Origin of the sequence: Aeromonas sp. Y318-1 (assembly GCF_027706125.1) — a bacterium.
GTDB lineage: Bacteria > Pseudomonadota > Gammaproteobacteria > Enterobacterales > Aeromonadaceae > Aeromonas > Aeromonas hydrophila.
On the sequence record NZ_JAPDCM010000003.1, the window covers coordinates 285106 to 304678 of the forward strand.

Sequence of the window (19573 nt, forward strand, 5' to 3'; positions counted from 1 at the left end):
GGTTCACAAAAACAGGGGGTTAGCTGAACGCTTCCCGCTCGTCGATGGGCTTGATCAGGTGATAGACCTCGTGGGCCGACAGGATGCAGCCGGCGGGCCACTCCAGCTGGTGATGGCGATTGATGAAGACCCGGGCGCAGCGCCGCTCCGAATCCAGCGCCGCGAACAGCGGCTGGGTGCGCCAGGGGGTCAGGTCCAGCGCCCCCGTGGTACCGTCCGAGAGCACCACGAACAGGCCCCACCCCTGCAAATATTCCACATCGATAAAGACCGGCATCCCTTCGGCTCCGATTGAGAGAATTCGGCGCCATTATAGATAAGCCCCCCGCACCGCTTTGCCGGCAGGATCACAGTTTTTCCAGCCGTTTATGCTGTCTTCGATCCCTGCGCGCCCTCACATAAAAATCATAAATCGTGCCAAAACATCCTTTTAAACAGCATCTACACGCAACCTTTCCCCGGGCCCGCTGTCATAACCCTGCAATATAAAAACAATGCGCCCGTGGACGGGTGCAAACAGGCTTGTAGGAACAACAATGACCACTATCAGACGATGGCTGGGACCGTTTTGGCCCATCGCCGTTTTTTCATTGATCGCGCTCGTCTCTCTCTCCATCAGCCGGCTCGCGCTCGGCCTCTGGCAGCTGGAACGGGTCGACGCCGTCGCCGGCTGGCAGGAGATGCTGCTGCAGGGGCTGCGGGTCGACTTCGCCACCCTCTGCTGGCTGTGGGGCGTGCCCGCCGTGTTCACCCTGCTGCTGGCCGGCCCCCATGCCGTGGGCCGTGCCTGGCTGCAGTTCATCCGGGTCTGGCTGACCCTGGGACTCTGGCTGCTGCTCTTCCTGGAGATCTCCACCCCCTCCTTCGTGACCGAGTACGGAGTACGGCCCAACCGCCTCTACATCGAATACCTCATCTATCCCAAAGAGGTGTTCGCCATGCTGTGGGCCGGCCGCAAGGGCGAGCTGCTGCTGGCACTGCTGTTCAGCGGCGCCGTGCTGGCTGGCGGCTGGTGGCTGAGTGGCCGCTTGCTGCGCGGCATCAGCTTCCCGCGCTGGTACTGGCGGCCCGCCTTCGCCCTGCTGATCCTGGCCATCGGTTTTCTCGGTGCCCGCTCCAGCCTGGGTCACCGCGCCCTCAACCCGGCCATGGTGGCGTTTGCCAGCGATCCGCTGGTCAATGCGCTCACCGTCAACTCCTCCTACTCCCTGTTCTTCGCCATCAAGCAGATGCGGGCCGAGGAGGATGCCAGCCAGTTCTACGGCGAGCTGCCCCGTCAGCGCATTCTGGATCTGGTTCGCCAGGAGAGCGGGCGTGAATCCCACGAATTCAGCTCCGACACCCTGCCCAGCCAGACCTTCAACGAGGCCAGCTACGGCGGCAAGCCGAAGAACCTGGTGATCCTGTTGCAGGAGAGCCTGGGCGCCCAGTTCGTCGGCTCCCTCGGCGGCCTGCCGCTCACCCCCAACATCGATGCCTTGTCGAAAGAGGGTTGGGCGTTCGAGCAGCTCTACGCCACCGGCACCCGCTCGGTGCGCGGCATCGAGGCGGTGCTGACCGGCTTCACGCCGACCCCGGCCCAGGCCGTGGTCAAGCTCGGCCGCAGCCAGACCAACTTCTTCACCATCGCCGATCTGCTCAAGCAGCGGGGCTACGACACCAGCTTCATCTACGGCGGCGAGAGCCACTTCGACAACATGCGCAGCTTCTTCCTCGGCAACGGCTTCACCACCATCGTCGAACAGAAGGACTTCAAGAACCCGGTGTTCGAGGGCTCCTGGGGCGCCTCTGACGAAGATCTGATGGCCAAGGCCGACGAGACCTTCCGGGCGCTCAGCAAGCAGGGCAAGCCCTTCTTCAGCCTGGTGTTCAGCTCGAGCAACCACGATCCGTTCGAGTTTCCCGACGATCGCATCGCCCTCTATGAGCAGCCCAAGCAGACTCGCAACAACGCCGCCAAGTACGCGGACTACGCCATCGGCGAGTTTTTCAAGAAGGCGAAACAGTCCGAATACTGGAAGGACACCCTGTTCCTGGTCATCGCCGATCACGACAGCCGGGTCAGCGGCGCCAGCCTGGTGCCCATCCCCCGCTTCCACATTCCGGGCGTCATCGTGGGTGACGGCATAGCGCCGAGACAGGATCCGCGCATCGTCAGCCAGATCGACATGGCGCCGACCCTGCTCTCCCTGATGGGGATCAGCGCCGACTACCCCATGCTCGGCAAGGATCTGACCCGCATGCCCGCCGACTGGCCGGGCCGCGCCATCATGCAGTACGACAAGAACTTCGCCCTGATGCGTGGCAAGGACGTGGTGATCCTGCAGCCGGAGCGAGCGCCGGAAGGCTTCATTTATGAGGATGCGACAGAGACGCTCACCCCGGCGCCGCAGCCGGCCACCATGAAGGATGCGGCCCTCGGCCTGGCGCTGTGGGGCAGCCTCGCCTACCAGCAGGGGCTCTACCGGACGGCGCCGGATACCCGCACCGTGCTGAACTGAGCGCCATAAAACAAAACCCGCCGATTGGCGGGTTTTTTGTAGGAGGCAGACGGGGCGTCAGGTGTTGAGGAAGCAGGGCAGCGAGCGGCTGAACTTGTGCTCGAACACCAGCGAGGTCTCCAGGTGCACCACCTCTTCGCGGGAGGTGAAGTGATCGAACACGAAGTTGCGCAGGTGCTCGGTGTCGGCGACGCACAGATGCACCAGGAAGTCATCCTTGCCGCCCATGTGGAACAGGCTGATCACCTCGGGCAGGGCCAGGATGGCGTCGCGAAACGCATCGATGATCTGGCGGCTGTGGCGGGCCAACTGCAGCGACACCATGGCCTGGATGTGACCGCCGAGGGCCTGGTAATCCACCTCGCAGTGGGCGCCCTTGAGCACCCCGTCCTGCTGCAGCTTGCGTACCCGTTCCAGACAGGTGGACGGTGCCACCCCGACCAGCGCGGCCAGATCCTTGTTGGTCATACCCGCATCGCGAAACAGATGGGCCAGGATATCCAAATCCAGTTGATCCAGGTTTCTCATCTTTACTCCTTGAACCGCTCAATTTTTTAGACTCTGCCCGTAAACCGGGCCGAACACAACGCAGATTGACATCGGGGCCGCGCCCCCTATGCTTTGGCGCACTCAAAAACCGGGTCAGGCCCGGCTTGCCTCGCCGTTGCTGGCGTCATAAGGATCTTTATGCACCCGTCTCACCCCTTCTGGAGCCAGGAAGTCCCCCGCGTCGACGGTCAGCTGCTGCTGACCCCCTGCCCCGGCACCCAGCAGGTGACGCTGCCGCTGGCGCTGGGCCAGCTCAAGCTGGCCGGGGCGCACGGCGTGCTGACCCTGATGACCGACGCCGAACTGGCCCGGCTTGAACTGGGCACGCTTGGCCAGCAGATCGAGGCCGCCGGCATGCGCTGGTTCCAGCTGCCCATCGAGGACGATCAGGCTCCCGATGCCGCCTTCGAGGCCGCCTGGCAGCAAGCACTGCCGGACCTTATCGGACTGCTGCGGGACGGCAAGCACCTGGTCATCCACTGCAAGGGCGGCAGCGGCCGCACCGGGCTGGTGGCGGCAGCCCTGCTGATGAGTCTGGGCCAGCCCCAGCAGGAGGTGATGGCCGCCATCCGGGCCCACCGGCCCAAGGCCTTCACCCTGGCCTGCCACCGCCAGTGGCTCGACGGGCTGGCGGCGCGGCTGGCCGAGGGCGACTGAGCCACTCCCTACCTCGACGGCGAGTTCTGCTGATAGGTAAACACCTTGCCGATATCCTCGACGCGATAGCTGGTGAGCTGATAGACGTAGTAGTTGAGCCAGTTTGAAAACAGCAGGTGACCGTGGCTGCGCCAACTGGCGCGCGGGGTCCGGGTCGGGTCGTTGTCCGGGTAGTAGTTGACCGGAATGACGGGCGCAAGCCCGGCCGCCAGATCCCGCTGGTATTCGCCATCCAGGGTCAGCGCATCGTATTCCGGGTGACCGGTGACGAACACCTGACGACAATCCTTGGTGGCCGCCAGATAGACGCCGGCCTCTGCCGATTCGGCAAAGATCTGCAGATCGGTGTGGGCGCGGATGAGATCCCCGTCGAACGCCGCATAGCGGGAGTGAGGTGCCACGAACTCGTCGTCGAAGCCGCGCAGCAGCGGTTCGTGCTCGTCGAGCCGGTGGTGGCGATAGACCCCGGACAGCTTCTCGCCGTGGGTCTGCTTCTCCATGCCGTACAGGGCTTTCAGCGCCGCCTGCACTGCCCAGCAGAGGAACAGGGTGGAGGTCACGTGCTGATGGGACCACTCGATGATCTCGACGATGCGCGGCCAGTAGACCACCTCCTCGAACTCCACCAGCCCGAGCGGCGCCCCCGTGATGATCATGCCGTCGTAGTTGTTGCCGCGCACCTGTTCGAAGTCGTGATAGAAGTTCTCCAGGTGCGCCTGGGGCGTGTTCTTCGACTCCCGATCGTCGATGCGCAGCAGATCCACGTCCACCTGCAACGGCGAGTTGGAGAGCATCCGCATCAACTGGATCTCGGTTTCAATCTTCTTGGGCATCAGGTTGAGGATCAACACCCGCAGCGGGCGGATGTTCTGGGTGACGGCCCTGGATTCCGTCATCACGAAGATGTTCTCCTGCCCCAGCACTTCGGCGGCGGGTAACTGATCCGGGATCTTGATCGGCATGCTTACTCCCTGTACTGCATCGGTAAATATGTCTGGACATCCAGAAGCCTATAATAAAGCACCCACCCTGTCATCAGATACCTTTTGTATTCACCCCCACCTTTGACTAGCATACGGCTCAGTGTGTCTCTCGCATCCAAGACAATGACAGGTATCAAGATTTCAGTAGACCGGCTGCAAGTCGGCAATTACGTTTCTCTGCCACTTGGCTGGCGCGAACACCCCTTCCTGTTTTCCAGCTTCAAACTCAAGAATGAAGAGGAGATCGAGCTCATTCGCCGGCTCGGTCTCAAGCTCGTGACCATCATCCCCGACAAGAGCGATGCGCCGCCCAAACCGCTGAACCAGATCCAGGCCCAACCGGTGGAGGCGCCGGATACCTCCCAGCGTCAGGCCGAAATGCAGTTGGAGAAGGAGCGCCGCATCGAGCAGCTGCAGCAGTATCGCCGCGATCTGCAGCAGTGCGAGAAGCAGTTCCAGCAGTCGCTGGCCCAGGTGCGCAACGTGATGAGCAAGATCCAGTCCCGCCCCCTCAACGCCATCGGCGAGGCGCAGGAGCTGATCAACGCCATGACCGAGCAGCTGCTGTCGGTGGACGAGATGGTGCTGCACCTGGTCTCCGACAGCGAGGACGGCAACAACCTCTACTTCCACTCCCTCAACGTCAGCGTGCTCAGCATGCTGCTGGCCAAGGAGTGCAACATGTCGGCCGACGAGATCCGCCAGGTCGGCATGGGGGCCCTGTTCCACGACATCGGCAAACTGAAGATCCCGAGCCAGATCCTGCGCAAGACCGAGCCGCTCACCAAGCCGGAGCAGAACCTGATGGCCCAGCACCCGCGCTACGGGCTGGATCTGCTCAATCTGGCCAAGGACTTCCCGGCCGAGGCGAAGGGCATAGTGCTGCACCACCACGAATACCTGGACGGCAGCGGGCCGGAGGGGCTCAAGAAGGGGCAGCTCGACCCGCTCACCCAGATAGTGTCGCTGATCAACGAGTACGATAACCTCTGCCACATGCAGGCCAAGGTGCCCTACTCGGCCCTGAGCGGCCTCTACAAGCAGCGCAAGGCCCAGTTCAATCCGGAGTACCTCAGCATGCTGATCCGGCTGATGGGGATCTACCCGCCCGGCAGCGTGGTACAGCTCTCCAACGGTCAGGTGGGGCTGGTGATGTCGGTCAACGCCTCTCGCCTGCTCTACCCTTCGGTGCTAGTGTACGATCCGCGCATCCCGCGCCAGGAGGCGGCCATCATCGACCTGCAGCAGGCCGAGCTCTCCATCGCCAAGGTGATCCATCCCAAGCGGCTGCCGCCGGCGGTGTTTGAGTACCTCAACCCGCGCACCCGCATCAGCTACTACTTCGAACACACCAAGCCCTGATCGACCCGGCCACCCAGGTGGCCACCCCCAAGTCCAGCCGTCAGCCCCGAGGAGCCCGCCATGCGCATCGAAATCATCAGCACCGGAGACGAGATAGTGACGGGTCTGGTGGTGGACACCAACGCCGCCTGGCTCAGCGCCCTGCTGCTGGAGCAGGGCTGGCAGGTGCGCCGCCGCGTCACCGTGGGGGACAACCTCAAGGACTTGAAAACCGTGCTGGCAGAGAGCGCCAGCCGCGCCGAGGTGGTGCTGGTGTGCGGCGGGCTCGGCCCCACCGCCGACGATCTCACCGCCCAGGCAGCGGCCGAGACCTTCGCTCAGCCACTTACCCTGTTTCCCAACTGGCTCGCCACCATCGAAGCGCGCTATGCCAGCCGTGGCAGGCCCATGCCCGCCAGCAACGCCAAGCAGGCCTGGCTGCCGCAGGGGTGCGAGATCCTCGACAACCCGGTCGGTACCGCCTGCGGCTTTGTGGTCACCCACGCAGGCCATCAGGGCCCAAGCCGGCTCTTCTTCACCCCGGGCGTGCCATTCGAATTCAAGCAGATGGTGCGCGAGCAGATCATGCCGCGCCTCAAGGCGCTGGCCGGCGAGCAGACCGACACCGAACTGCGCCGCTTTTATACCTTCGGCGTCTCGGAGTCGGCCCTCAGCGACATGCTGGATGCGGCTCCCTGGCCCACCGGCATCGAGCTCGGCTACCGCTCCTCCATGCCGCTCATCGAGCTGAAGCTGATCGGCCACGGCGCCAGCACGGCGGACATGGACACCGCCGAGGCGCGGCTGCTTGCGGCCATCGAGCCTTGGCTGGTAGGACGGGGCGATGAGGAGCCGGCGCAGCAGATCCTGGATCTGCTGGGGGATAGGCCGCTGACGCTGCAGGAAGGGGAGAGCCGGGGCGCCCTGCTGGCCATGTGCCACCCGCATCCGGCCCTGATGGCCAGCTTCAGCCACACCTTGGCCAGCGAGCTGGCGCAACTGGCGGCGCCCGCGGCCCCCCTCAGCCTGACCATAGGCAGCTCTGGTCCGGACGGCGTGCCGCTGCTGCTCTGTGTCGACGGGCAACAGCACGGCCAGACCCTCAAGGTCAGCCACCCGGATCCTGACAGCGGCCGCCGGATCCTCGCCTTCGCCGCCCTCGACATGCTGCGCCGCCAGTTGCAGGGGCTGGCGGTACTCGGCGACTACCGCACCCTGGCCCGCACCGCCAGCCGCTGACAACCAGCAGCAAGCAGCCAGGTTCTCACCCCTCGCGGGGCATCAATCCAGACTCTTCTTGAAGCGATGGGCGGCCAGGGTCAGCACCAGCAGGGTGAACCCCGCCAGCCAGAGCACGTCGGGCAGCAGCTCGGCGAGCTCGCCACCGCGCAGCACTATGCCCCGGATCAGCCGCATGAAGTGGGTAGCCGGCAGCACCTCGGCAATCCACTGGGCCGGCAGCGGCATCCCCTCGTAGGGGAACATGAAGCCCGACAGCAGGATGGAGGGCAGCAGGATGAACACCGTCATCTGCATCGCCTGCAGCTGGGTCTGCGCCAGGGTGGAGATGAGCAGCCCCAGGGTCAGGCTGGCGGCGATAAACAACAGGGTCGCCAGCAGCACCTGGCTCAGGGCGCCGTTGATGGGCACGTCGAAGATGAAGTGGCCGAGCCCGAGGATGATGGCCACCTGGATCAGCCCCACCCCGATATAGGGCAGGATCTTGCCCAGCATCAGCTCCATCGAGCCGACCGGGGTGGTGATGAGCAGCTCCAGATTGCCGCGCTCCCGTTCACGTACGATGGCCGCCGAGGTGAACATGATCATGGTCATGGTGAGGATCACCCCGAGCAGGCCGGGCACTATGTTGACCGCCGAACGGCGCGCCGGGTTGAAGTAGAGCACGGTCTCGAAGGTGGGGGGGGCCGTCTTGAGGTCGGGTTTCAGATCGGAGAGCGGCATGTTGCGAAGGCCGAGCAGGGCCCCGGCGATCATGGTGTCCGAGCCATCCACCAGCCACTGCCCCGCCGTCTCGCCGGCGCTGAGCCGGCGGCTCAGATCGGCGGGCAGCACCAGCACGGCGCGCACCTCGCCCCGGGTCAGCGCCGCCTCGGCCTGCTGCACTCCGACGTATTGCTGCTTGATGTGCACCACCTGGCTCGCCTTCACCGCTTCCACCAGCAGCCGGCCCGGCACGCTCTGGCTCATCTCCACCAACCCCACTGGGATCTGGCGCACGTCGGTGTTGATGGCGTAGCCAAACAGCAGCAGCTGGATCAGCGGGATCATCACCACCATCCCGAACGTCAGCCGGTCCCGTGCCAGTTGCCTGAGTTCTTTCTGGGTAATAGCCCAGAGCCGCCGCAGACTATTCATCGACTCACTCCCGTCGGGATCATCACCACCATGCCGAACGCCAGTTGCCTGAGCTCTTTCTGGGGGATGGCCCAGAGCCATCGTAGACTGTTCATCGATTCCCCCACGCCGGGATCATCACCGCCACCGCACCGAAGGTCAGCCTGTCTCTGGCCAGCTGCCTGAGTGCTTTCTGGGTAATGGCCCAGAGCCGTCGCAGACTGTTCATGCCCTCGGCTCCTGACCGGTGCAGCTGACGAACACATCCTCCAGACTGGGTCTGACCAGCGCCAGGCTGGCACCTGCCAGCGCCGGGCAGGCCTGCTGCAGCCAGGCCACCGGCTCCGCCAGCTCCTTGTCCACCAGCACCCGCAAGCGCTGGCCGAGCTGGGCGGCGGAGCGCACCGGCGCCAGCTGCACCAGCTGCTGTTTGAGCAGCCGCAGATCGGCGGCCAGCACCTCCACCACCCGGGTGCTCATGGCATCCATCAGCGCCTGCGGCGCCCCCTGAGCGCGCACCCGGCCCGCCTCCATGATGGCAAGCTGATGGCAGCGCTCCGCCTCGTCCATGTAGTGGGTGGTCACCAGTATGGTGGTGCCCCCTTCGCTCAGATCGAACAGCTTCTCCCAGAAATCGCGCCGGTTCTGCGGATCCACCGCCGAGGTGGGTTCATCCAGCAGCAGCAGCGCCGGCCGGTGGATCACCGCCGCCGCCAGCGCCAGCCGCTGCTTCTGGCCGCCGCTCATGGCGCCGGCCCGCTGCCGGGCCAGCGGCGCCAGCTCATAGGTGGCCAGCAGCTCGTGCAGGCGGGCAGCCAGCGTAGCGCCCCCCATGCCGTGGATCCGGCCCATGAACTCCAGGTTCTCCCAGGCCGTCAGCTCGTCATAGAGGGAGAATTTCTGGGTCATGTAACCGATCCGCCGGCGCAGGGTCTCGGCCTCGCGAGGGATATGCAGACCAAGCACCTCCACCTCCCCCGCCGAGGGGGTGAGCAGGCCGGTCAGCATGCGCAGGGTGGTGGATTTGCCGCAGCCGTTGGGGCCGAGGAAACCGTGGATCTGCCCCTTGGGCACGCAGAGATCCAGTCCGTCCACCGCCAGGAAATCGCCGAAACGGCGGCTCACCCCCAGCGCCCGGATCGCCAGCTCACTCATGGCCCTCTCCCTGCGCGGCGGGTTCGGCCTGCAGCGGCAGGCCGCTCGGCAGCTCCTGCGCCCCTGCCGGCAGATCGATCTCGGCCAGATAGACCAGCCGGGCCCTGTCCTGCTCGTTGAGGGCGTAGTAGGGGGTAAAGGCGGGCTCTTTCGAGATCCAGCGCAGCCGGCCGGTGAAGGGCTCCGCCACCCCGTCCACCTGCACCCGCACCGGCTGGCCGACCCGGTAACCGGCGAGGGAGGGCTCGGGCACATAGACCCGGGCGTAAGGCGCCTCGTCCGCCTGGATGGCAGCCAGCACGGCACCCACCGCGACCCGCTCGCCGAGGTGATAAGGCAGGCTGTCGAGCCGGCCGCTGCGGGTGGCGACGATGGAGAGATCCGCCAGCTCCCGCTCGGCCAGCGCCACCTCGGCGGTGGCGGCCAGCAAGGCGGCCTGCGCTTCGTCGATATCTTCGCGCCGCACCCCGCGCGCCAGCTTGTCGAGCTGCTGGCGGGCGCCGTCCTGCTCGGCCAGGGCGCTGTCGCGCTGGGCGCGGGCCTTGTCGAGATCCGCCGGGCTCACCAGCTTGCGGCGTACCAGCCGGTCGATCCGCTCAAAGTTGCGCTCGCTCTCCCTGACGTTGGCCTGCGCCTTGTCGAGGCTGGCGCGGGCGGCGGCGATGTCTTCCGGCCGCTCGCCATTGGTCAGTCGGGCCAGGGCTGCGCGCGCCTGTGCCTGTTGGGCCCTGGCACGGGCCAGCACCGCCTGCTGACGCCGGTCATCGAGCCGGGCCAGCAGGGTGCCCTCTTCCACCCGGCTGCCCTCCGCCACCGGCAGGGCGCGGATGATCTCGCCGGCGGTGGCGGTCAGCAGTACCCGGTCTCGTTCCAGGGTACCGAGGGCCGTGGTGGATGCCTGTGGCTGGCAGGCGCTAAGCAGGCCCGTCAGGGCCAGGGGCAGCAGACAATGACGCAAGGTCGACACTCCTCTCACGGTGGCGGATCCGCCCGGGGGCACTCCCTTCACCCGCCGGACGACAGCCGCTAGCGGCTGGCAGACGGGCTCATGGTGCCGTCAGCATACTCCCTGTTACTTTTCATTTCCTCGTCCCAGTTCACCCATTTGTGCTTAGCTCATTGACCAAAAAGGAGAAATGTCTGGATACTGCAGACCAGCACCATGTTGATGACTCGCATTTTTAACAAAATGCCGATTAACTGAAAACAAGCAGCCGTTCCAATTGGGATGCGGACGAAGGAAGGGATCCGGGTGTTAAGCAAAGAGTGGTTACTGTTGTCAGCCGATATGGAATACGCCTGCCTGCGCATCGTGCCCGGGCTGACCAACCCCATCTCGGAGAGCGATATCCAGACGCTGCTGCTGGCCTCCAACTGCCGCCGCTATCAACCGTTGACGGAGGGGATCAAGCAGGCCATCAGCCTGCTCAACACCCTGCTCAGCAACCCGACCGCCCCCCTGCCTGGCAACCCGGTACCCATCGCCCAGCGCCACGATGCCAGCGTCCTGCTGGTGGTGGAGAAGGACCGGATGAGCGCCACCGCCCAGATCACCGCCGACTGGGGTGGCAAATATCTCACCAGTGAACAGCTGGAGCAGGCAATCCAGAGCAGCGAGATCAGCCAGGGGGTGCAGGCACCGCTCATCGCCGCCGCCGTGCTGGCCGCCAAGGAGGCGACGCCGGGCACCCTGCTCAGGCTGCCGGTGGCGCAGGGCAAGGCCGCCGTCAACGGCCAGGACACCCGTTTCGAGCGGCTGGTGGAGACCCCGGCCGAACGGATCCTCAAGCCTCAGGAGCTGGACCACGGCCGGGTCGACATGCGCGACCTCGGCACCATCCTCACCGTCAAGGCCGGCGCCCAGCTGATGCGCCGCCACCCCGCCACCCAGGGGGTGCCCGGTTTCACCGTCACCGGCCAGGAGCTGCCCGCCAAGCATGGCAAGGACAGTCCCATGGTGGCCGGCGAGGGCACCTTCCTCTCGCCGGATGACCCCGATCTGCTGCTGGCCAGCCGCCCCGGCCTGCCGCGTCAGGAGAAAAACGGCATGAAGGTGGACGACGTGCTGAGCGTCAAGCAGGTGGATATCCGCCACGGCCACGTCATCTTCGAAGGGGCACTGATCGTGGCGGGCGACGTCACCCCGGGCATGAAGATAAAGACCAGCGGCGACGTGGTGATCGGCGGCTTCGTCGAGGGGGGCTACATCGAATCGAGCGGCACCATCACGGTGCGCAACGGCATCATAGGGCGCAAGAGCGAACAGAGTGACGAGTTTCTCTGCCACCTCAACGCCCAGGGCGAGATCCACGCCAGCTACGCCCAGTACGCCAAGCTGGAGGCTGGCGGCGACATCCACATCCTGACCCAGCTCAGCCACTGCTACAGCCGCAGCGGCCAGGATCTCAAGGTGGGTGACAGCGGCATGCGCAAGGGCCACCTGCTGGGGGGCATCAGCATCGCCAACCGCCTCATCATGGCGCCGATCCTGGGGGCCTCGGCCCACAACCAGACCCGGCTGCAGATCCTCGGCGGCTACTTCACCCACAAGGAGCAGGAGCAGGCGCTGCGCCAGCGCAAGCAGGAGTGCCGGGAGCAGCTGGACAAGCTGCAGGACCTGCTGCTCAAGTTGCTGCAACTGCCGAGCGACAAGCGCAATCCCCAGACCCTGCAGAAGATCAAGCTGATCCGGACCCAGCGCCTCGAGGAGAGCAAGCTGCTGGACGAACAGCTGGAAGCGGCCCAGGAGGAGCTGCAAAAGCTGATGGCGGAGATGGACATCATCGCCACCCAGCACGCCTTCCCCGGGGTCGAGGTGGAGATGGCCCACCACCACTACCGGGTCGACATCGAGCACGGCCCCATCCACTTCGCCATCCGTGAAGATCAGCTGCAGCTGACCCCCTACGAACCCCACAAGTAACGCAAGAGTGACCCGTCAGTCGTGATCCGGGCGGCGAATTTCGCTACACTCGGCCTCCCATTGGCCCCATAGTGCGGGCCAGCCAGACCGCAGGATAGTGAGAGATGTACAAGCTGATCGCATTGGATATGGATGGCACCCTGTTGAACTCCCAGGGCCAGATTTCCCCCCGCACCCACGCGGCCATTGCCGCCGCCCGCGCCAAGGGCGTCACCGTCGTGCTGGCCTCGGGCCGGCCGCTGGAGGGGATGAGCCGCTATCTGGTGGAACTCGGCCTCACCGGTCAGGATGACTACGTCATCTGCTACAACGGTGCCCTGGTGCAGCAGGTGGCCGATCAGCGCATCATCCGCAGCCAGCTGCTCACCGGCAGCGATGCCAGCGCCATCGCCGCCCTGGCCGACGAGCTGGGCGTCAACGTGCACGGCTTCTCGGTGAGCCGGGGGCTCATCAGCCCCAGGGTCAGCCCCTACACCGAGCACGAATCCCGCCTCATCGACATGCCCATCAAGCTGCTGGACTTCGCCACCCTGCCCGCCGACGAGCAGATCCTCAAGGTGATGATGATCGATCCCGAGCCGCTGCTCTCCCCCGCCATCGCCAAGCTGCCGGCCGAGCTCTATCAGCGCTATACCGTGGTGCGTAGCGCCCCCTACTTCCTCGAGTTCATGAACAAGCAGAGCAACAAGGGGACCGGCGTCGCCGCCCTGGCCGAGCACCTGGGGCTGGATGCCTCCCAGGTCATCGCGGTGGGGGATGCGGGCAACGATCACCACATGATCGAGTACGCCGGGCTGGGGGTGGCCATGGGCAACGCCACCGACGACATCAAGGCGCTGGCCCAGCACACCACGGGGCGCAACGATGAAGACGGGGTCGCCCAAGTGATCGAGCGTTTCATCCTGAACGCCTGACGCGACCAGGGGCCTGCGGGCCCCTTTTGCTATCCGGCCGCCAGCGCCGCATGTTTAATATATCCACCACGATAATGTCCTTCCCTCTCCCCTTCCTCGCTACAGGCCCCTTTAAATGGGACTCAAGCCAGTCGAGCGCAGAATATATTTAACATGTTGGCATCATTTCGTTTGACATATTGAACGGCCTTGGCAGACTGGGATCAGGATCCAGGCTGTCGTTGCCCAGGCTGACCGACGATTCTGGCTGTGCAACGCACCTCCGATCCCACGACCATGCCTTGAGGCATGCCCTTGCCCCGCTGACGACGGCAAGGGCCTGCCCAAGGCGCAGGACCGCTAAGGACAGCCAAGGTGAATCATGACTCGCAGCCCCCACACCCCGCGTAAACCCGTCGTACTGATGACCACGGGCGCCCAGCCCCGCAATGGCCACGCCTATCAGGTGATGACCCACAAATACATCAAGCCGCTGGTGGAGATCAGCGGTTGCGTACCGCTGCTGGTGCCCACCTGCTGCGGCACCGAGGATCTGGCGCAGTATCTGGATCTGGCGGATGGCGTCTATCTGAGCGGCGCCGGCTCCAACATAGATCCCGCCCTCTACGGCCAGGAGAACCTCACCCCGGAGAAGCAGCAAGACAGAGACCGGGATCTGTTCGACATCCCGCTGGTGCGCGCCGCCCTCGACCGTGGCCTGCCGATCCTCGGGATCTGCCGCGGCATGCAGGAGATCAACGTGGCGCTGGGGGGAGACATCCACCAGAAGGTCTACAGCGAGCCGGGTTATGACGATCATCGGGAGGATGCTGATGATCCGGTGGACGATCAGTATGGCGAGAGCCATCAGGTCGAGCTGGTGCCGGGCAGTTGGCTGGCGGAGCTGATGGGACAGTCGTCGATCCCGGTCAACTCGCTGCACGGCCAGGGGATCAAGACGCTGGCCAAGGGGCTGGAGCCGCTGGCCCATGCCGAAGACGGGCTGATCGAGGCGATCCACGCCCCCGCGCTCTCCCCCTTCCTGCTGGCGGTGCAGTGGCACCCGGAGTGGAAGGCGAGCGAGAATCCTCACTCCATCAAGATTTTCGAGGCCTTTGGCGACGCCTGCCGGGCCCGTCTGAGCGGCCTCTGACGCCGCCGGCTAGTCGCCGAACCCGCGCGCCTTGAGCTTGGGCAGCGCACCGCGATCCGGGCGCAGGGTTCGGCACACCTCCAGCCCCTTCAGCCCGCGCTGGATGTGATCCGGCGTGTGACCAAACACCATGCCGTTGCTGCGATAGAGGGCGCTGTCGTCCAGCTCGAACAGCTCGCCGCCAATCAGCAGCTGCTCGCGGCCGTTGACCGTCTTGCCACGCTTGAGCGGCAACATCATGTCGCTCAGCACCTCGCCGGTGGCACAGCCCTCGCGCCAGCGCGCCTCGTCGGCTAAGGGGGTGATGGCGATCTCGCGCCAGGAGCCATCGCGAAACTCGACCCGATACTTGTCGGCCAGCTGATCACAGCCCGTCAGCAACCAGGCCCCGGCAATCCAGACCATCTTGTTCAGCGTGCGCACTCGTACCACTCCCTCGTCAGACCGGCGCCCAGCATAAATAAATTGCCTCCGCCCCGCACCCATTTAACGGGTTGAAACCAACTATGCTGGAAATAACCAATGATAAGGGGCTGCTATGTTTAGCGATAACCTCGTTGCGCTACCTACCCTGCTGTGGATTGGCGAACACCCGTTCTGGACCCTGTTGACCCTGTTCTTGCTCTTCACCCATTTCCTGCGCAGCCCCGGCCGTCGGCGGGAGCTGGTGAGCGAGCTCGGCTTCGTGATGATAAGCCTGGTGGTGATCCTGCTGATCCAGTTCGAAGGGGGCTGGTTTCGTCTGCCGCTGCCCCACCGCTGGCTGGTGGAGATCTCCAGCCTGCTGGCCGGGCTGGTGCTGGTGAAGATCTGGGGGATCCTGCTGTTCCAGTTTCTGCTGCCCCTGTGCCAAATCCGCATCCCGCGCATCATCGCCGACATCGTCATCACGGTCGGCTACATCGGCTGGTGTCTGTTCCGCCTCTACGCCTCCGGCATGGCCCTCGGCGAGATCGTCACCACCTCCGCCGTCATCACCGCCGTCATCGCCTTCTCCATGCAGGATACCCTGGGCAACCTGCTGGCCGGCGTCTCGATCCAGCTCGACAACTCCATCGCCATCGGCGACTGGCTGCAGGTGGAGACCACCCAGGGCCGGGTGGTGGAGATCAACTGGCGTGCCACCACCATCGAGACCCGCAACTGGGAGACGGTAGTAATCCCCAACAGCCACCTGCTCAAGCAGCGCTTCACCGTGCTCGGACGGCGGCAGAATGCCCCCCTGCAGTGGCGCCGCTGGGTCTGGTTCGACATCACCCTGGATACCCTGCCGACCCAGATCATCGCCCTGGTGGAACAATCCCTGAGGGAGACCCGCATCCGCCACGTCTCCGCCAGCCCGCAGCCGGACTGCCTGCTGATGAACGTGGAAAACGGCATTGCCCGCTACGCGGTGCGCTACTGGCTCACCGATCTGGCGGTGGACGATCCCACCGATTCGGCGGTGCGCACCCTGATCGATGCCGCCCTGCGCCGCAACGATAGGCGCCTCACCCCCCCCATCTTCAACGTCTTCATGACCACGGATCAGGATCACAAGGATCAGCGCCACAAGCGGCATACCGCCGAGCGCACCGATACCCTGCGCCGCCTGCCGCTGTTCGCCATGCTGCAGGAGGAGGAGCTGCTGCGACTGGCGGATCAGGTCAAGTTCGCCCCCTTCGTCAACGGCGATCGGATGCTGAGCCAGGGGGAAGTCTCCGGCTGGCTGTTCGTGCTGGTGAAGGGGGATGCCCAGATGCTGGTGGAGGTGGAAGGGCGCGAGCTGCCGCTCGGCACCCTCAATGCCGGTGACTTCTTCGGCGAGCTGAGCCTGCTCACCGGCGAGCCCAGCCCGTTCACGGTGCGAGCCCTGGGGACCGTCGAAACCTATCGCATCAATCAGGCCATGTTCCAGGAGCTGGTGGCCCAGCGCGGCTCCCTGCTCGAGCCGCTCTACAAGGTGCTGAGCGCCCGTCAGCAGGAGCAGCAGGAGCTGCTGGCGCGGGAGGCGGAAGCCATGAAGCAGATCACCCCGCCACGGGATCTGCTGGACAAACTGATGGCGCTGTTTGGCGGTCGATGACGTAGCATGGCGGCTCAGGCTTTCTACCAGAGATGCATTTCATGCTGTTGACCGCACTGGCCCTGAGCGCCACCCTGCAATTTGACTGCCCCGCGACCATTGAAACCCGCCAGCAGCAGCTGGGGGCCAGCCCAGGGTGGCAGGCCGTCACCCGCAACGATCTGGGGGAACAACACCAGCCCCTCAGCCACCGGCTGGACAACCTGGCCCTGTTCGACGGCGACCCCGATGAGCGAGCCCAGCTCAAGCCGGACAACGGCGACAGCGACGCGCTGCACTACTGGAGTCTGGATCGCCGCAACCCCCGCCCCTTCTATCTGGTCTGCCACTATCGGGAGACCGCCATCACCCTGCAGCGGGCGCTGCCCGCCGGCATCAGCTACTGCCGGGTCAACCAGCCCGAGCCTTACGATCTACGCGGATTGATCTGCCGCAACGAGTGACAACTCCGGCACGACCCAACGATGGCTGCTGCCTACGGTGCATGATCGGCCGACAGGGGATGCATGCCGGCTGCGAACCGGCGGGTGTTGGAGTCTGACTAGAGCAACAGTTCGGCCAGCTCGCCCAGCGCCGTCAGCTCCACGTCCGGCAGCAGTTGCAGCTGTCGCCAGGGCTGGCCGCGCTCGTTGAGCCAGGCGGCCTTGAAGCCGTGCAGCCGGGCCCCCAGCACGTCGGTCTGTGGATGATCCCCCACGTGCAGGATCTGGCCGGGCGCCAGCTTGAGGGCCCTCTGCGCCTCTACGAACATATCCGGCGCCGGCTTCATCCTGCTGCCGAGGCCAGCCTTGCAGACCAGCGTGAAGTAATCCGCGAGACCTGCCCGGGTCAGGTCCAGATTGCCGTTGGTGATGACCACCAGCGGGTAGCGCTCGGCCAGCCGGGCCAGCAGGGCGTGGGTCTGGTCGCTCACCTCGATCTTCGAGCGCTCGGCCAGAAAACCGGCGAACACCGACGCCGCCTCACGTTCTGCCAACCCTTGCGCCATGCCCCCCGCCATCAGCGCGGCCTGAATGCCGTGCCGGCGCGCCAGACTGACGTCGTGGCGCAGTGCCGGCTGCTCCAGCAGCAGGTTGTGCTTGAGCGCCTGCCAGCGCGGCTTGTCCAGCATGGCGGTGGCCAGGTATTCGCTGCGCAGGTGGCTCAGCATCCACTGCTCGGCCCGCTCGATGGCCGGGCCGTTGTCATAGAGGGTGTCGTCGAGGTCAAACGAGATGGCGGCCACCGGCTGCCAGCGGCGATAGAACTGCATGGTATCTCCTCTTGTCGGGACCGGGCATGCCCGGCCCTCTTCATTCGTCGTCCGGAGTGGCGGGATCCCGCTTCGCCCTTGGATGGGCGCTGTCATACACCTTGGCCAGATGCTGGAAGTCGAGGTGGGTGTAGATCTGGGTGGTGGAGAGATCGGCGTGACCCAGCAGCTCCTGCACCGCCCGCAGATCGCCGGAAGACTCCAGCATGTGGGTGGCGAAGCTGTGGCGCAGCTTGTGGGGATGGACGTGGGCGTTGAGCGCCTGCTTGTTGCCCCAGCCGTCGAGCCGCTCCTGCACCGAGCGGGCCGACAGCCGCTGCTTGCGCTTGGAGACGAACAGCGCCTCCAGCTCGTCGCCGGCCAGCAGGGGGCGCAGCTTGAGCCATTTGTGCAGCCACTCCACCGCCATCCGCCCCACCGGCAGCACCCGCTCTCGCGAGCCCTTGCCGGTCACCCTGAGCTGGCGCTCGTCGAGCTTCACGTCCGCCAGATTGAGCCCCACCAGCTCGGCGAGGCGCAGGCCGGAGGAGTACATCAGCTCCATGATGGCGCGATCCCGCACCGCCAGCGGATCCTGCTCGTCAGTGATGTTGAGCAGCTGGTACATCTCGTCCACATCCAGGTTCTTGGGCAGCGGCCGCCCCTGCTTGGGGGTGACGATGCCGCGCGCCGGATTGGCCACCAGTCGCCCCTGGCGCACCTGCCAGTCGCAGAAACTGCGCAGGGCAGAGACCTTGGTGGCCAGCGAACGGGGCGCCAGCCCCGCCTTGTGCATCCGGGTCACTAGACTGCGCACCTGACTCGCCTCGAGCCGGGCCCAGTCATCGACCCCGAGCTTCACCAGCTCGGCGGTCATGGATTCCAGATGGGCCTGGTAGTTGCTGCGGGTGTGCGGGCTGAGCTGGCGCTCGACCCGCAGGTATTCGATGAAGGCCGCCAGCTCGTCGGCCAGCGCAGCCGGCAGGGGCTCGGCGGCTGGCGGCGCCTTGGCGGGAGATCTGGCCGGCGTCTTAGCCACGCGCCAGCTCGGGCAGACGCAGCTGCAGCAGGCGGCCGAGCTGGCCCAGCAGCAGGGTGTCGTTGTGGGGGGTAAAGTGGCTCGGATCCGAGCTGGCGAAAGCCAGCACGCCGAGATCGCCGAGCCGCATCAGGGCCACCGAGTTGACCAGCACGTCGTGGCCGAACAGCGCCTGCTTCTCGCTCTGATTGAGCCGGCCGAAGTAGTAATCCTGACCCGGCAGGCGCTGACCCAGCAGCTGCTCGAGCTGTCGCCCCTCCGCCATGAACTTCTGCTCGGGGCCGCTCAACTGGAATTTTTTCGGGCTGAGCCAGAGCCGCAGGCCGGTCAGCCGCAGCCGCTGCACGAACGCCTTGCCCATCACCGCGCTCACCTCGAACAGGCTCTGACAGCCGTACAGCTCGCCGTAGAGATCGGCATAGACCCGGAAGATCCGCTCGTTCTCGCTGGCGATCCCCATCAGCTCGGTGATCTCCTGCTCCAGCTGTTCGATGCGCTCGCGCTGTCTGTCCAGCTGGCGCTCCACCAGGGAGACGGTGCCCTTGCGTTCGTGAGGAATGCGGATCCGGTCCAGCATGGCCGCGTGGCGCTGGAAAAACTCGGGATAACGGGCCAGGTACTCCAGCACTGTGGCTTCATCCACCAGTGGTTCCTGCCGTTTGAGTTCGCTCATAACTTGGTTGGTCCATCCGAAAAAGGGGCACAAGGCCCCGACATTAGTGCTTGGC

Annotated in this window: 19 protein-coding genes; 9 read left to right on the plus strand and 10 right to left on the minus strand. The window is 65.2% G+C overall.

Translation table 11 applies throughout. The features are described from left to right. Nucleotides 1–19 precede the first annotated feature (19 nt). Nucleotides 20–277 carry a DUF2442 domain-containing protein gene (locus OKB87_RS06170; RefSeq protein ID WP_270826826.1) on the minus strand — a complete coding sequence of 86 codons (258 nt, stop codon included), beginning with the start codon at nt 275–277 and terminating at the stop codon, nt 20–22. Between the two features lie 259 nt (nt 278–536). Here OKB87_RS06170 and OKB87_RS06175 point away from each other — a divergent pair, with 259 nt between their 5' ends. Then, complete coding sequence (locus OKB87_RS06175; protein ID WP_270826828.1) at nt 537–2501, plus strand: LTA synthase family protein; 1965 nt, start codon at nt 537–539, stop codon at nt 2499–2501. 57 nt (nt 2502–2558) lie between these two features. On the opposite strand, the gene OKB87_RS06180 is transcribed toward OKB87_RS06175, so the two are convergent. Continuing rightward, on the minus strand, nt 2559–3029 hold the full coding sequence (locus OKB87_RS06180; RefSeq protein WP_011704464.1) for an Lrp/AsnC family transcriptional regulator: 471 nt from the start codon (nt 3027–3029) through the stop codon (nt 2559–2561). Between the two features lie 159 nt (nt 3030–3188). On the opposite strand from OKB87_RS06180, the gene OKB87_RS06185 reads away from it, so the two are divergent. Beyond that, the gene (locus OKB87_RS06185) at nt 3189–3707 is read left to right on the plus strand and encodes a cyclin-dependent kinase inhibitor 3 family protein (RefSeq protein ID WP_185423434.1); all 519 of its coding nucleotides are present in this window, start codon (nt 3189–3191) and stop codon (nt 3705–3707) included. 8 nt (nt 3708–3715) lie between these two features. On the opposite strand, the gene metA is transcribed toward OKB87_RS06185, so the two are convergent. Beyond that, the gene (gene metA / locus OKB87_RS06190) at nt 3716–4669 is read right to left on the minus strand and encodes a homoserine O-acetyltransferase MetA (RefSeq protein ID WP_017408885.1); all 954 of its coding nucleotides are present in this window, start codon (nt 4667–4669) and stop codon (nt 3716–3718) included. 144 nt (nt 4670–4813) lie between these two features. On the opposite strand from metA, the gene OKB87_RS06195 reads away from it, so the two are divergent. Together OKB87_RS06195 and OKB87_RS06200 are read left to right on the plus strand one after the other, a co-directional pair. After that, nucleotides 4814–6052: an HD-GYP domain-containing protein gene (locus OKB87_RS06195; RefSeq protein WP_016349264.1), complete on the plus strand. Its 1239-nt coding sequence runs from the start codon at nt 4814–4816 to the stop codon at nt 6050–6052. A 60-nt stretch (nt 6053–6112) separates the two neighbouring features. Next, nucleotides 6113–7270 (plus strand): competence/damage-inducible protein A, encoded by a 1158-nt coding sequence (locus OKB87_RS06200; RefSeq protein ID WP_270826832.1) that lies wholly within the window; start codon nt 6113–6115, stop codon nt 7268–7270. A 42-nt stretch (nt 7271–7312) separates the two neighbouring features. On the opposite strand, the gene OKB87_RS06205 is transcribed toward OKB87_RS06200, so the two are convergent. The 3 genes from OKB87_RS06205 to OKB87_RS06215 all read right to left on the minus strand — a co-directional run bounded on the left by OKB87_RS06205 (nt 7313) and on the right by OKB87_RS06215 (nt 10508). Further along, nucleotides 7313–8407, minus strand: coding sequence for an ABC transporter permease (locus tag OKB87_RS06205; RefSeq protein ID WP_043167247.1), 1095 nt, complete (start codon nt 8405–8407; stop codon nt 7313–7315). A 204-nt stretch (nt 8408–8611) separates the two neighbouring features. Then, a complete protein-coding gene (locus OKB87_RS06210; RefSeq protein ID WP_039212894.1) occupies nt 8612–9541 on the minus strand; it encodes an ABC transporter ATP-binding protein in 930 nt (309 codons plus the stop codon). After that, entirely contained in the window at nt 9534–10508 is a 975-nt protein-coding gene (locus tag OKB87_RS06215) for an HlyD family secretion protein (protein WP_270826934.1), read from the minus strand. Before OKB87_RS06215 ends, OKB87_RS06210 begins: the two co-directional genes overlap by 8 nt. A gap of 285 nt (nt 10509–10793) precedes the next feature. On the opposite strand from OKB87_RS06215, the gene OKB87_RS06220 reads away from it, so the two are divergent. From OKB87_RS06220 to OKB87_RS06230, 3 genes are all read left to right on the plus strand, one after another. Next, nucleotides 10794–12464 carry a DUF342 domain-containing protein gene (locus tag OKB87_RS06220; RefSeq protein WP_024946066.1) on the plus strand — a complete coding sequence of 557 codons (1671 nt, stop codon included), beginning with the start codon at nt 10794–10796 and terminating at the stop codon, nt 12462–12464. Nucleotides 12465–12568: 104 nt separating this feature from the next. Further along, nucleotides 12569–13378, plus strand: a complete 810-nt coding sequence (gene yidA, locus OKB87_RS06225; RefSeq protein ID WP_011704455.1) for a sugar-phosphatase — start codon at nt 12569–12571, stop codon at nt 13376–13378. 361 nt (nt 13379–13739) lie between these two features. Continuing rightward, entirely contained in the window at nt 13740–14510 is a 771-nt protein-coding gene (locus OKB87_RS06230) for a gamma-glutamyl-gamma-aminobutyrate hydrolase family protein (protein WP_029301837.1), read from the plus strand. Between the two features lie 9 nt (nt 14511–14519). Here OKB87_RS06230 and OKB87_RS06235 read toward each other — a convergent pair whose 3' ends face one another. Beyond that, nucleotides 14520–14915 (minus strand): hypothetical protein, encoded by a 396-nt coding sequence (locus OKB87_RS06235; RefSeq protein WP_162518558.1) that lies wholly within the window; start codon nt 14913–14915, stop codon nt 14520–14522. 133 nt (nt 14916–15048) lie between these two features. Here OKB87_RS06235 and OKB87_RS06240 point away from each other — a divergent pair, with 133 nt between their 5' ends. Next, complete coding sequence (locus OKB87_RS06240) at nt 15049–16575, plus strand: mechanosensitive ion channel family protein (RefSeq protein ID WP_011704452.1); 1527 nt, start codon at nt 15049–15051, stop codon at nt 16573–16575. Between the two features lie 41 nt (nt 16576–16616). Continuing rightward, entirely contained in the window at nt 16617–17018 is a 402-nt protein-coding gene (locus tag OKB87_RS06245) for an STY0301 family protein (protein ID WP_270826835.1), read from the plus strand. Nucleotides 17019–17116: 98 nt separating this feature from the next. Here the strand turns inward: OKB87_RS06245 and OKB87_RS06250 are convergent, their stop codons facing one another. Genes OKB87_RS06250 through OKB87_RS06260 form a run of 3 tightly spaced genes read right to left on the minus strand, consistent with a single transcriptional unit; the run spans nt 17117 to nt 19518 of the window. Further along, entirely contained in the window at nt 17117–17827 is a 711-nt protein-coding gene (locus OKB87_RS06250; protein ID WP_201904585.1) for an HAD-IA family hydrolase, read from the minus strand. A 40-nt stretch (nt 17828–17867) separates the two neighbouring features. Then, nucleotides 17868–18845 carry a tyrosine recombinase XerC gene (xerC, locus tag OKB87_RS06255; RefSeq protein ID WP_270826837.1) on the minus strand — a complete coding sequence of 326 codons (978 nt, stop codon included), beginning with the start codon at nt 18843–18845 and terminating at the stop codon, nt 17868–17870. Further along, nucleotides 18838–19518 carry a DUF484 family protein gene (locus OKB87_RS06260; RefSeq protein ID WP_016349251.1) on the minus strand — a complete coding sequence of 227 codons (681 nt, stop codon included), beginning with the start codon at nt 19516–19518 and terminating at the stop codon, nt 18838–18840. Before OKB87_RS06260 ends, xerC begins: the two co-directional genes overlap by 8 nt. Between the last annotated feature and the right edge of the window lie 55 nt (nt 19519–19573).